This window comes from Rhodoferax sp. ZS1R8 (assembly GCF_056521325.1).
Window position 1 is genome coordinate 251,994 of the sequence record NZ_JBWMBA010000003.1, and the last position, 13,107, is coordinate 265,100.

The following is a 13,107-nucleotide window of genomic DNA, read 5'->3' on the forward strand; positions in this document are numbered from 1 at the left end:
GGGCTTAGCAACAGCTCCCTTCTTTCGCCCCCCATGCGCCTACACCGCGACGACAACCGCTTTGACATCCTGCGCCTGTTCGCCGCCTGGCTGGTGCTGTTCAGCCACTGCTACCCGCTGGGCGGACGGCCCGGCAGCGAGCCGCTGGCCAGCACGCTGGGCATCGACACGCTGGGGGGCGTCGGCGTGGCGATCTTTTTTGTGCTCAGCGGTTACCTGGTGACAATTTCTGTGGAGCGCAGCCCCAACCTCTTCGAATTTGCCCGCCGCCGCATGCTGCGCATCTATCCTGCGCTGCTCACCATCTGCCTGCTGTGCGTGCTGGTGCTGGGCCCACTGATGACCACGTGGCCGCTGGCAGCATACTGGCACCACAACCTTACCTGGGCCTACCTGCAGACGGCCAGCGCGTGGTTCATCCACTACCCGCTGCCGGGCGTTTTCTACACCAACCCGCATCCCATTACCGTCAATGGTGCGCTGTGGTCGTTGCCATATGAGATCAGCTGCTACGTCGTGCTGGCGCTGGCCAGTCTGCTGCCGGGGGCGCTGCGGTTCAAGGCGCTGCTGGCCGTTGGAGCGATGGCAGCGCTGCTGCTGGTGCGCCCCGCCGCGCCACAGCTGGCAGTTTTCGATCTGTTTTGGGGTTTGGACTACTACCACGCCAAGCTGGGCCTGCTGTTCGCGCTGGGCGCGGTGTTCGCCTGCTGGCGTGCGCAGATCCGCCCGATGCTGTGGCCAGCGTTGTTGCTCTTGGCCGGTGCGCTGTGCCTGCCGCACGGCGCCTTCCAAACTCTGCTGTATGTGCTGGGGGTCGGCACGCTGACGCTATGGCTGGCGCTCCATGCGCTGTGGCTGCCGCGCGTGCCGCAGCGCGTAGGCGACTGGTCGTATGGCGCCTACCTGTACGGCTTTCCTGTGCAGCAGGTGCTGGCGCATTACAAGCTGCACCAGGCCAGCTTTGCGGGCTACGTGCTGGCCAGCACGGTGATCACGTTCGCGCTGGCCGGGCTGTCTTGGCACCTGGTGGAGAAACAGGCGCAGCGCTGGAAGTAGGAAGCGCGCAGCCTGCTAATCTCCGCCACCACCACAACCGCCTCCACAGCCTCCCCCGCCATCGCCACCGCCGTCCCCTGAGGAGTCGCTGCCCCCGAAACCACCGGCATCGCCTCCGCAGCCCCCTCCCCCGCCACTGGCGTCACCAAAACTGGTTCCGCAGTAGACGTCGGATCCGCTTTTTCGGTCGATGTCACTGCAGTCGGGCACGTAGCTGAAACCGCCGGCAATCGCGAACTTTTTGTCCAGCGCAAACAGCAACGGCAGGCGCGTGGGCTGGCGCGGGTTGATGCTTTCTTCCTTGCAGGCCCAGTACCAGCTACGGCGCAGGCCGTCGTTTCGCTTGGGGTCGCGGCCCAGCACCTCCGCCGGCGTGTGGTGCATCAGCCGGCCAAAGGCAGTGCTGCACCAGGTTTCGTAGGCACGGGTATGCAAAATGAACTCGTGCCATGCGGTATCCACCACTTGGGATGGCATGGCCACAAACTGGCGCTGGCTGCGCAAGTGGGCCATGAAGAATTGGCGCAGGCCATGCAGCACCAGTTCCACATCGCGTACACCCAGTTGCGGGTATTGCGCGCGCAGCTTGGTGCCCAGAAACCGGGGAAAAGTGGATTCGCTGATGAATTGGCGGCGCAGGCTGGTCTGCCAGGCGTGCAAGGCCACGAACAGCACCACGCTGACAAAAACAGAAACCACCAGCATCACGGCAAACATGCGGCCCCAAGGCCGGGTGGCCAGCACTACCAACGGCAGCACCGGTAAGGCTAGCCACTTGCTCCAGCCCAACCAGCCAACGCGGCGCAACAGCGTGGCTTTAAATGCGGGCAGCTGCATAGCGCTCCTCCTCTTGCAAACGCAGTACGCGGCGCTGAACCTTGCCAGTGGTAGTCATCGGCAGGGCGTTGACGAATTCGATCTCTTTGGGGTACTCGTAGGGCGCTAGCAGTCCCTTGACGTGGGTCTGCAGTTCCGCAATCAGCTTTGTATGAAGTTCGGCTGTAGCCCCCGCGCTGTGCGCGTAAGCCGCTAGGAAATCAGGAGCAATTACGACGTAGGCCTTGACCACGGCCCCGCGCTCGGCATCGGGTTTAGGCACCACCGCAGCATTGGCCACGGCGGGGTGTTTGACCAGGCAGTTCTCGATTTCGCCCGGGCCTATGCGGTAGCCGGCCGCCTTGAACACATCGTCGGACCGGCCTTGGTACCACAGGTAGCCATCGGCATCGCGCACGGCCATATCGCCGGTGCGACACCAGTCACCGGTGAACTTGGCTGCGGTGGCAGCATCGTTCTTCCAGTAGCCAAGGAAAAATATGGGGTCGGGCTGGCCATGTATGTCCAGGCGATTGAGCGCCACATCGCCGGGCACGCCCACCTGACATTCGTTGCCGGCATCGTCAATGACACGCACCTGGTGGCCGGGGTAGCCCATGCCCATGCTGCCGGGCTTGGAGGGGTAGAACGCATTGCAGTTGCCGACGATGTAGTTGATCTCGGTCTGGCCAAACATCTCGTTGGGTTTGACGCCCAGTTGCTGCTCGCAATACCCAAACACCGCATCACCCACAGCCTCGCCCGCACTCATGACGGCTTGCAGCTTGAGCTTGAACTGCTGGCGCACCGTGCGCTCGGGCGAGCCGGGGAAAGCCTTCATCATGGCTTTGAGCGCCGTCGGGAATAAAAAGGTGTGGGTGACGCCGCAGTCGCCCATCAGCTCCAGCGCGGTCTGCGGACTGAAACGCCCACTGTAGGCAACGATGGGGCGGCCAAAGTACAGCGTGGGCAAGAGCGCATCCATCAGCCCACCCGTCCACGCCCAGTCGGCGGGGCTCCAAAAGGTGGCTTCCGTGGAGGACTCGGTATGCGGATCAAACCCAAACCAGTTCTGGCTGGCCACAAATCCTGGCAGGTTGCCGATCAGCGCCCGGTGTGCCAGCAGTGCACCCTTGGGGTTGCCGGTCGTGCCGCTGGTGTAGATCAGGATGGCGGGATCGTCAGCCAGCGTATCCACCGGTGTGAATCGCGTGCTGAACTGCGCCAGCGCGTCGGCGTATTCACAATCGGCGTGGCCTTGCACGGCCTCCGGTTCGCCCACGCCCATCACGGTGCGCAACGTGGAGCAGTGCTTGCGGGCCAGTTGTAGATCGGCCAGCGCGGAGCTGTCGGCAATGGCCAGCACGGCTTCACTGTCTTGCAGGCGAAACTCCAGCGCGTCGGGCCCGAACAGCAAGGACAGCGGCATGGCAACCGCGCCCATTTGCAGCACGGCCATGTAGGCCACAGCCGTTTCAAAACACTGCGGCATGACGATGGCCACGCGGTCACCCCGCTGCACGCCCTGGGCTACCAACACGTTGGACAGGCGGTTGGCCTGCTCCTGGAGCTGTGTGTATGAGTAAAAAATGCCGCTAGCCCTCGTGGAATATGAGTGTATTGCTATTATTTTTGCAGCATCCGGCAATGCAGCCCAGCGGGCGCAGCACACCTGGGCGATGTTGAAGTGCTCCGGTACGGCCCAGGTAAAGCTGCGGTGCAGACGCGCATAGGCCTCGGGCGGGCAGCCTGTGGCTGGCTCCCGCGTTCCCCGACTGCCCGGCTTGGGTTTGTCGCTGTGCTGACTGACTGGCATCCAATGGCTCCGTATGATTGGTTAAATGTACCAAGTCAAAAGAAAATTCCGCAGCGAGTTTGTCCCTATACGTAATCTGCAATACCACGTGCAAATTTGGGGCGAACCATCACCCGATAAAACCCCGCTGGTCATGGTCCATGGATGGATGGACGTGGCGGCCAGCTACCAGTTCGTCGTCGATGCGTTCCAGGACGACCACTACATCATCGCGCCCGACTGGCGCGGGTATGGCAAGACTCCGTCCGGTGAAGTAGACAACTACTGGTTCCCCGACTACATGGCAGATCTGGACTTTTTGCTAGACCATTACTCGCCCGACCAACCCGTCAACCTGGTCGGCCACAGCCTGGGCGGCAATGTGGTGATGCTGTACGGCGGCGTGCGCCCCGAGCGCATCCGCCGCCTGGTCAACCTGGAAGGTTTTGGTCTGCCCGCCACCACGCCCGATATGGCACCCGCGCGCTATGCCAAGTGGATGGATGAGCTGAAGAAGCTCCACCGCGGCGAGATGGACCTCAAAGCCTACGACGCCGCCAGCGGCGTGGCCCGCCGACTGATGAAGACCAACCCGCGCCTGAGCCAGGACAAGGCCGACTGGCTGGCCCAGCACTGGGCCGAAGAAAACGCCGAGGGCAAATGGACCATCCTGGGCCAACCCGCGCACAAAGTCATCAGCGCCCACCTGTACCAGTCCGAAGAGGTGCTGGAGCTCTACCGCCGCCTGAGCATGCCGGTGCTGGCCGTGGAGGCCTCCGACAACAGCCTGGAACTTTGGTGGAAGGGCAAGTTCACGCTGGAGCAATACCACGAGCGCATCCAGAACGTACCGGATGTGAAAATCGCACTGATCGATGATGCGGGTCACATGATGCACCATGACCAGCCGCAGATATTGGCGGAATTGATTGAGCGCTTTATCGAATAGTCCGCCTCCACGCCCGCCATGCCGCCAGGCTTGTTAACCTAGGGCCATGCAACCACCATCCGGCCCCAACCCTTCCCCCCTGACCCAGCCCATCACGCCTTCCGTTACCCCACCGCGTGTCAACCTCGCCTTGCAAGGCGGCGGTTCGCACGGAGCCTTCACCTGGGGAGTGCTGGACACCTTATTGGACGATGGCCGCGTTGCCTTTGAAGGTATCAGCGGCACCAGTGCGGGGGCGATGAATGCGGTGGCCATGGCCGACGGCTTCGCGAAGGCTCAGGGTCAGTCGGCGCTGAAGATGCGGGAGTCGGCCCGTGCATCGTTGGCAGCTTTCTGGGAGGGCATAGTGGACATGGGCGCGTTGGGGGCGTCCATCTCGGAAGCACAACGTGCGCCGTTTGACATGTTGTTTGGTGGTTTTGGCGGTAATGCAGGTGGGCCTTCGCCAGTGCAAATGTTCACTGACGCGATGACCAGCTTCTGGTCGACCAATGTGTCGCCCTACCAAAGCAACCCGATGGATATCAACCCGCTGCAGAAATTCCTTGAAGAAAAAGTAGACTTTGACCGACTGGCGGCCTTCAAGGCGCTCAAAGTGTTTGTAGTGGCAACGACCGTGACCACTGGCAAGGCCGAGGTGTTTTCCGGCAAGCGCCTTACCGCCAAGGCCGTCATGGCCTCGGCCTGCCTGCCCACGGTGTTTCAGGCGGTGGAGATCGATGGCGAGCATTACTGGGATGGGGGCTACGCCGGCAACCCGGCTATCCACCCCCTGATCTACCAGTGCGACAGCCGCGACGTGGTGCTGGTACAGATCAACCCGATCAAACGCGACAAGCTGCCGACGACGGCGGCCGAAATCATGGACCGCATCAACGAGATCACGTTCAACGCGGCATTGATGGCCGAGATGCGCGCGATAGATTTCGTCAAACGCCTGCTGATGGAGGGGCGGCTGGACCCCACGCGCTACAAAAACGTGCTGATGCACCGCATAGACGGTGGCGAGGTGCTGGAAGGCTTCCACGCCTCTACCAAATCCTCCACCGACGCCAAGCTGATCCATACGCTGCGCGACCTGGGCAAAGCCTCAGCCAAACAGTGGCTCGCCAAGCGATTTGCGTCGCTGGGGCACGCCTCCACGGTCAACATAGCGCGGGACTATCTGGATGACCTGCGCGTCCCCGGCCGATAGGCTGCAAATCCGCGCCGGGCCGCCCCAAGCGGATTTAGCCCCCTTGGGGGGCAGCGACCCGCAAAGCGGCGGAGTGTGGGGGCAATATCCCAACTAAAATCGCAGGTTACCCCCGAATTCACGCATAGGACAGCACCATCATGGAAGCAGAACGCATCAACCTCATCGGCACCCAACTCACGGACCTCTCCGCCAGGACCCAAGAGTTACGGGGGTATCTTTGACTACGATGCCAAAGCCGAGCGCCTGCGCACCGTCATTGCATCGCTAGAAGACCCCTCCGTCTGGAACGACCCCAAGCGCGCCCAGGAGCTGGGCAGGGAAAAAAAGGCCCTGGATGGCGTGGTGGTCACGATCACCGAACTGGAGAGTGAACTCTCCGACAACCTCGAACTGTTCGAGATGAGCAAGGACGACGGTGACGAGGCCGGCCTGGTGACGATTGAGGGCGAGACCGCCAAGCTGTCCGCCATCATCGAAGGGCTGGAATTCCGCCGCATGTTCAGCAACCAGGCCGATCCGCTGAACTGCTTTTTGGACATCCAGGCCGGCGCTGGCGGCACCGAGGCCTGCGACTGGGCCAGTATGTTGCTGCGCCAGTACCTCAAATACGCCGAGCGCAAGGGCTTCAAGACCACGATCGAAGACGAAACCGCGGGCGACACCGCCGGCATCAAGGGCGCAACCATCAAGATCGAGGGCGAATACGCCTTTGGCCTGTTGCGCACCGAGACCGGCGTGCACCGCCTGGTGCGCAAGTCGCCATTTGACTCGTCTGGCGGTCGCCACACCAGCTTTGCCAGCGTGTTTGTCTACCCCGAGATTGACGATTCGATCGAGATCGAAATCAACCCCAGCGATGTGCGCACCGACACCTTTCGCGCCAGCGGTGCCGGTGGACAACACATCAACAAGACCGACTCGGCGGTGCGCCTGACGCACATCCCCACCGGCATCGTCGTGCAGTGCCAGGACGGACGCAGCCAGCACAGCAACCGCGATGTGGCGTGGAAACGCCTGCGTTCGCGCCTGTATGACTTCGAGCTGCGCAAGCAGCAAGAGGCGCAACAAAAGCTTGAAGACACCAAGACCGATGTGGGCTGGGGCCACCAGATCCGCTCTTATGTGCTGGACAACAGCCGCATCAAGGACCTGCGCACCAATGTCGAGGTATCGGCTACGCAGAAGGTGCTTGATGGCGACCTGGACGTCTTCATCGAAGCGTCTCTAAAACAGGGCGTCTGACCCCTACAAGAATCCCAGGAGAACAACATGCTGCAATTCCGCGATAACGAAGGCGCCCCCACCGTCATCAACCGGGCCGATTACACGGCCCCGGCCTACCGCATCGACACGGTGGAGCTGACATTCGATCTGGACCCGGCCAAGACGCGGGTGCTGAACAAAATGACGCTGCGCCGCAACCCGGACGTGCCGGCACAGGCGCTCAAGCTGGACGGCGAGGAGCTGAACCTTGCCCGTGTGCTGGTGAACGGCCAGGGCACGTCCTTCAAGATGGAAGGCGAGCGCCTGGTGCTGGAGAACCTGCCCGAGGGCCATGAGCCCTTCCAGCTGGAAATCTTCACGACCTGCGCCCCGGTCAAGAACACCAAGCTGTCGGGCCTGTACACCAGCAACGACTCGTTCTTCACACAGTGCGAGGCAGAAGGCTTCAGGCGCATCACCTACTTCCTGGACCGCCCGGATGTGATGGCCATGTACACGGTGACGCTGCGCGCCGACAAGGCCAAGTACCCCGTGCTGCTGTCCAACGGCAACCTGGTCGATAGCGGCATGCTGGACGACGGCCGCCACTTCGCCAAGTGGGTCGATCCGCACAAGAAACCGAGCTATCTGTTCGCGTTGGTGGCCGGCCAGCTGGTGGCGCGCGAGCAGCGCATCACGTCGCGCACCGGCAAAGACCACTTGCTGCAGGTGTTCGTGCGCCCTGGCGATCTGGACAAGACCGAACACGCGATGAACTCGCTGATGGCATCGGTGGCCTGGGACGAAGCCCGCTTCGGATTGGGGCTGGACCTGGAACGCTTCATGATCGTCGCCACGGCCGACTTCAACATGGGCGCCATGGAGAACAAGGGCCTGAACATCTTCAACTCCAAGTACGTGCTGGCCAGCCAGGCCACCGCCACCGATGTGGATTTTTCCAACATCGAGAGCGTGGTTGGTCACGAGTACTTTCACAACTGGACCGGCAACCGCATCACATGCCGCGACTGGTTCCAGCTTTCCTTGAAGGAAGGCCTGACCGTGTTCCGCGACCAGGAATTCAGCCAGGACATGTGCAGCGATGCATCGGCCCGCGCTGTCAAACGGATTGAAGACGTGCGGGTGCTACGCACCGCCCAGTTCCCCGAAGACGCCGGCCCCATGGCACACCCCGTGCGCCCGGACAGCTACATCGAAATCAACAACTTCTACACCGTCACCATTTACGAAAAGGGTGCCGAGGTGGTGCGCATGATGCAGACGCTGGTGGGCCGCGACGGGTTCGCCAAGGGCATGAAGCTGTACTTCGAGCGCTTTGATGGCCAAGCCGTCACCTGCGACGACTTTGCGCAGAGCATGGCCGATGCCAACCCCGGCTCCAGCCTGGCGCAGCTGCTGCCCCAGTTCAAGCTCTGGTACAGCCAGGCCGGCACGCCCCGCCTGGCCGCCAGCGGCAGCTACGATGCCGGTGCCAAGACATACACGCTGAACTTCAAGCAAAGCTGCGCGGCCACTGCCAACCAGCCGACCAAGCAGGCCTTTGTGATCCCGGTGTTGCTGGGCCTTGTGGGTAGCAGCAGTGGGGCCACCTTGCGGATGACTGTGCAAGGCAGCAACGACGCGCCGGCCGACAACCACCTGTTCGTGATGACCGGCGACGCCGCCAGCATCACCTTCACCGATGTCGCCGAAGAACCTGTGCCATCCATCCTGCGCGGCTTCTCCGCACCGGTGGTGCTGGACTTCGACTACACCGACGCGCAGCTGCTGACGCTGCTGGCCAACGACCCCGACCCTTTCAACCGCTGGGAAGCCGGTCAGCGTCTTGCCTTGCGCAGCGCTATCAATTCCATAGCTGCTTACGCACAGTCCGCGGGGGCTGCACCGCTAAATTCTGCATACATCGACGCCATGCGCAGCGTGCTGCGCAACCCGGCGCTGGACGCTGCATTCAAGGAACTGGTGCTGACGCTGCCGTCTGAGACCTATATCGCCGAGCAGCTCGACGTGGTCGACCCCCAGCGCATCCACGCCGTGCGCGAAGCCATGCGTCTGCAGATTGCCACTGGCCTGCAAGCCGACTGGGAATGGGCTTTTGACGCCCACCAGGAGAACGGTGCCTACAGCCCGGATGCCACTTCGTCGGGCCGCCGCGCGCTGGCCGGCATGGCGCTGTGCTACCTGTGCCTGGCCGCCACGCAGAGTGGCGACGCCGTGTGGCCCGGCAAGGCACTGCAACGCTTCAAGGACGCCGGCAACATGACCGACCGCGCCAACGCGCTGCAAGCCCTGGTCGGCAGCGGCCACGCGCTGGCAGCGCCCGCCTTGGCCCGCTTCCACGCGATGTTCAAAAACGAAGACCTGGTGCTGGACAAATGGTTTGCGATGCAGGCCGGTGCCCCGGACCGGGGCGGCAATGTACTGCCCGCCGTGCGCCAGCTGATGACCCATGCCGACTTCAACATCCGCAACCCCAACCGCGCCCGCAGCGTGATCTTCAGCTACTGCAATGCCAACCCCGGTGGCTTCCACCGATCGGATGCCGCAGGGTATGTGTACTGGGCCGAGCGCGTCATTGAACTGGACGGCATCAACCCCCAGGTTGCCGCCCGCTTGGCGCGTGCGCTAGACCGCTGGAAACGCCTGGCCGAACCCTACCGCAGCGCCGCCCGCGAGGCCTTGGCCCGTGTGGCCGCGAAAAGCGATTTGAGCAACGACGTGCGCGAAGTCATCGACCGCGCCCTTGCAGATTAAAGGCTCCCATGGCACAAAAAATATCCCTGACCCGCTACCTGGTTGAAGAGCAACGCGTCGACGGCTCCATCCCCGCCCAGCTGCGCCTGCTGCTGGAAGTTGTGGCCCGTTCGTGCAAGAGCATCAGCCATGCCGTCAACAAAGGCGCACTGGGCGGTGTGCTCGGCACGGCCGAGAGCGAAAACATCCAGGGTGAAGTCCAAAAGAAGCTGGACATCATCTCCAACGAAGTGCTGATCGAAGCCAATGAATGGGGCGGCCATCTGGCAGCCATGGCCAGCGAGGAAATGGAAGGCATCTACCTGGTGCCCAACCGCTACCCGCAGGGCGAATACCTGCTGCTGTTTGATCCCCTGGACGGCTCCAGCAACATCGACGTGAATGTCAGCATCGGCACCATCTTCAGCGTGCTGAAAAAGCCCGACGAGCATCCAGGTGTGACCGAGCAGGACTTTTTGCAGGCTGGCTGCAAACAGGTTGCCGCGGGCTACTGCGTCTATGGCCCGCAAACCACGCTGGTGTTGACGGTGGGCAATGGCGTGGCCATGTTCACACTGGACCGCGAACAGGGCTCGTTTGTGCTGACGCAGGAGAAGATGCGCATCCCCGAAGACACGAAGGAATTCGCGATCAACATGAGCAATATGCGCCACTGGGACGCCCCGGTGAAACGCTACATTGACGAATGCCTGGCAGGTAAGGACGGCCCGCGCGGCAAGGACTTCAATATGCGCTGGATTGCCAGCATGGTCACCGACGTGCACCGCATCCTGACCCGCGGCGGCATCTTCATGTACCCCTGGGACAAGCGCGAGCCCGAGAAGCCCGGCAAGCTGCGCCTGATGTACGAGGCCAACCCCATGGCCTGGCTCGTCGAGCAGGCTGGCGGCGCCGCCACCAACTGCAAGCAACGCATCCTGGACATACAACCCGGCAAGCTGCACGAGCGTGTCAGCGTGTGCCTGGGCTCCAAGAACGAGGTGGACCGCGTGACGCGATACCACCTTGAAGCATAGACGCCTCGGTATAATTCTCAGCGTACCAGCCGGTGTAGCTCAGTCGGTAGAGCAGCTCATTCGTAAGGAGAAGGTCGACAGTTCGATTCCGTCAAGCGGCACCAAAATATGTAATAAAAACAACGCACTAGCCATGGCAGTACAGTGCGTTGTTGTGCATTAAATGGCACACTTTTGCACACGGGGTGTGCCAATTTTGTGCCAAATTCGAGCCTCTCGTGGTTGCCATCCAAAGCACAACTTTGCGGCGATTTGCAGTATGATTTGCACAACCAGCGCTGAGGGCGTTTTAAACGGCTTCGACAAACATAAAGAGCATGAATGAGTAGTGACCTGCCCATGCTCACGAAGAGAAGCCACGTACCGTTCAGCAGTTGTTCTTCATAAGCGGATTGAAGAATGATGGGAAAGGATGCTGCAAAGCAATCGCCTGGGAATATTGCCACCGGACCCGTGACGAGGCCGGAAATAAACGAGCGATGTTTCTAGGAGAGCTGGTATGCACTATGGGGGACGACCCCACCGTAAGCTGTTTATCGCTAATTTGATCGAGTAGCCCTAGGCGTAAAGTCTCCGATCATCTGAACAGAGTACGGGGCCGCGGACTCGTCCGAACCTGATTTGGTCTTTGACCAAGTCGGGAACGGAATGGTCTTGCCCATGAATACGCTACTTACAGTAGAACAGCTTTCTAATTGCCTTCACAAGTCCGTCGCCAGCATACGCAGTGACGCTACACGCAATCCCCGGTCATTGCCCCCACTGTGCCGTCTTCCAGGAACAAAGCGCTTGCTTTGGCGAGCTGAGGACGTTGAACATTGGCTTGCCGCCCATGTGATACCCACAGCGATCAAAAAATTGGTTGAGTGCCCCGCCGACATGCCTCGACGCGGTCGACCCACAAAAGCGGAACAAGTCGAAAGGCAACGCCGCACCACTAGCACGCCTGCCACCGCCGACTCTGGCGGAAGGAAATAACCCATGGACGTCAATACGATGCGCCATGGTCGGCAAAAGTCGGTTGGACTGGTGTTGACTGAACAGGAAGGCAAGCTACTGGATGCCTCGACGGATATTTACACCACCCCGCCAAGCGGTGAGGACATGGCGTTCACCCACGCAGTGTTGTGTCAGGTCGGATTACCTAGATCAAAGGTGGACGGGCGCGAGTTCATGCGGAAGTCCGGTGCTGCCTGGGTAAACGTTCAGGCAGGCTATTTAGACGAGGGGCGGGGACCAGTCGAGCAGCCGATCCCCTACGGGGTCATGCCACGGCTGGCGTTGGCATGGGTATCCACATTCGCCAAACGGCACAACACCCGAGAGATTCCAATTGGTGACAGTGCGAGCGATTTCCTGAGCTTGATGGGTATGGATGACCAGGGAGCGCGGTTTAAAACCCTGCGCACGCAAATGCACGCCTTAGCTGCTTGCCGCCTGCAACTCGGCTACAAAGGCCGGACGTTCAACGGCCAAGCTGTTGAGCAGTTCGATGCCTGGATGGAAAATAAGGGGACACATCAGCGCACTTTGTGGCCTGGCCAGATGGTTCTGTCCGAACACTTTTACGTATCGCTGATGGACAGCGCCGTACCGCTGGACAATCGCGCTCTTCACGCTCTGAAAGGCTCTGCGTTGGCCCTGGACGTGTACACCTGGCTTGCTCACCGGTTGCACCGCATCGAGGGGCGCGGCGTCACCCTGCATTGGAAGTCCATACGCGAGCAATTCGCCCAGGAGTACACCGGAAAGGACGCAGACAAGGACTTTAAGAAGAAATTCTTGCCGGCGCTGCACAAGGTTCAAGCGGTCTATCCTCGTGCGAATGTCAAACAAGTAACTGGCGGGCTGCTTCTACTTAGTTCGCCGCCGCCGATCGCGCCGAAGCGGTGACGGTCATCCGTGACCCGACTCGGATCACGACTGATCTTGGCGAGGATCACCTAGATGATCTTCGGGAGGATCATGTTGGTGATCAAAACGTTTAGCTAAACTCCGATAGATCGGACCCCCCCAGCAGGGGCCATTTGGTCAACTTCACCGGGTCTGATGTGTCATCTCTGGCCGGCGTGTGGCCAGGACACGCAATTTTGGGTTTCAAAGCCTTACGTCGGTCCGGCTATTGCTCCCCATACCCCTAAACAAGGGAAACGGTGGGCATCCCTGTGGACCCCCTGTGGATTCAAACACTTATCCACGATAGATCGGACCCCCCTTCTCCGATAGATCGGACCCCCCAAACGCCGGATTTCTCCGATAGATCGGACCCCCCTTCTCCGATAGATCGGACCCCCCCTAA

The 13,107-nt window shown here is 61.2% G+C and carries 9 protein-coding genes; 7 read left to right on the forward strand and 2 right to left on the reverse strand.

Going from position 1 to position 13,107, the window contains the following annotated elements; genetic code table 11:
- Nucleotides 1-33: 33 nt before the first annotated feature.
- Nucleotides 34-1,056 (forward strand): acyltransferase family protein, encoded by a 1,023-nt coding sequence (locus AC097P_RS12075; protein ID WP_479610662.1) that lies wholly within the window; start codon nt 34-36, stop codon nt 1,054-1,056.
- A gap of 15 nt (nt 1,057-1,071) precedes the next feature.
- Here AC097P_RS12075 and AC097P_RS12080 read toward each other — a convergent pair whose 3' ends face one another.
- A complete protein-coding gene (locus AC097P_RS12080) occupies nt 1,072-1,893 on the reverse strand; it encodes a glycine-rich domain-containing protein (protein WP_479610663.1) in 822 nt (273 codons plus the stop codon).
- Nucleotides 1,874-3,688: an acetate--CoA ligase gene (locus AC097P_RS12085; RefSeq protein ID WP_479610664.1), complete on the reverse strand. Its 1,815-nt coding sequence runs from the start codon at nt 3,686-3,688 to the stop codon at nt 1,874-1,876. The genes AC097P_RS12080 and AC097P_RS12085 overlap by 20 nt, the downstream gene beginning before the upstream one ends.
- Nucleotides 3,689-3,713: 25 nt before the next feature.
- Between AC097P_RS12085 and AC097P_RS12090 the strand changes: the two genes are divergently transcribed.
- The 6 genes from AC097P_RS12090 (at nt 3,714) to AC097P_RS12115 (ending at nt 12,701) form a co-directional block, all read left to right on the forward strand.
- A complete protein-coding gene (locus tag AC097P_RS12090; protein WP_479610665.1) occupies nt 3,714-4,616 on the forward strand; it encodes an alpha/beta fold hydrolase in 903 nt (300 codons plus the stop codon).
- 46 nt (nt 4,617-4,662) lie between these two features.
- Nucleotides 4,663-5,811: a patatin-like phospholipase family protein gene (locus AC097P_RS12095; RefSeq protein ID WP_479610666.1), complete on the forward strand. Its 1,149-nt coding sequence runs from the start codon at nt 4,663-4,665 to the stop codon at nt 5,809-5,811.
- 140 nt (nt 5,812-5,951) lie between these two features.
- Nucleotides 5,952-7,056 (forward strand): peptide chain release factor 2 gene (gene prfB / locus AC097P_RS12100; RefSeq protein ID WP_479610667.1). Its coding sequence is split into 2 segments (ribosomal slippage): nt 5,952-6,032 and nt 6,034-7,056, totalling 1,104 coding nucleotides; the frame shifts between segments, so codons are not numbered across the junction.
- Between the two features lie 27 nt (nt 7,057-7,083).
- A complete protein-coding gene (gene pepN, locus AC097P_RS12105; RefSeq protein ID WP_479610668.1) occupies nt 7,084-9,792 on the forward strand; it encodes an aminopeptidase N in 2,709 nt (902 codons plus the stop codon).
- Nucleotides 9,793-9,800: 8 nt separating this feature from the next.
- Nucleotides 9,801-10,808 carry a class 1 fructose-bisphosphatase gene (locus tag AC097P_RS12110; protein ID WP_479610669.1) on the forward strand — a complete coding sequence of 336 codons (1,008 nt, stop codon included), beginning with the start codon at nt 9,801-9,803 and terminating at the stop codon, nt 10,806-10,808.
- 981 nt (nt 10,809-11,789) lie between these two features.
- Entirely contained in the window at nt 11,790-12,701 is a 912-nt protein-coding gene (locus AC097P_RS12115; RefSeq protein WP_479610670.1) for a replication protein RepA, read from the forward strand.
- The last annotated feature ends 406 nt before the right edge of the window (nt 12,702-13,107 follow it).

Excerpts from the sequence above, each read along its gene's own strand:
- AC097P_RS12115 (WP_479610670.1), top strand. The coding sequence starts at position 11,790 with ATGGACGTCAATACGATGCGCCATGGTCGGCAAAAGTCGGTTGGACTG.
- AC097P_RS12095 (WP_479610666.1), top strand. The coding sequence starts at position 4,663 with ATGCAACCACCATCCGGCCCCAACCCTTCCCCCCTGACCCAGCCCATC.
- AC097P_RS12110 (WP_479610669.1), top strand. The coding sequence starts at position 9,801 with ATGGCACAAAAAATATCCCTGACCCGCTACCTGGTTGAAGAGCAACGC.
- AC097P_RS12075 (WP_479610662.1), top strand. The coding sequence starts at position 34 with ATGCGCCTACACCGCGACGACAACCGCTTTGACATCCTGCGCCTGTTC.
- AC097P_RS12090 (WP_479610665.1), top strand. The coding sequence starts at position 3,714 with ATGTACCAAGTCAAAAGAAAATTCCGCAGCGAGTTTGTCCCTATACGT.
- pepN (WP_479610668.1), top strand. The coding sequence starts at position 7,084 with ATGCTGCAATTCCGCGATAACGAAGGCGCCCCCACCGTCATCAACCGG.
- AC097P_RS12080 (WP_479610663.1), bottom strand. The coding sequence starts at position 1,893 with ATGCAGCTGCCCGCATTTAAAGCCACGCTGTTGCGCCGCGTTGGCTGG.
- AC097P_RS12085 (WP_479610664.1), bottom strand. The coding sequence starts at position 3,688 with ATGCCAGTCAGTCAGCACAGCGACAAACCCAAGCCGGGCAGTCGGGGA.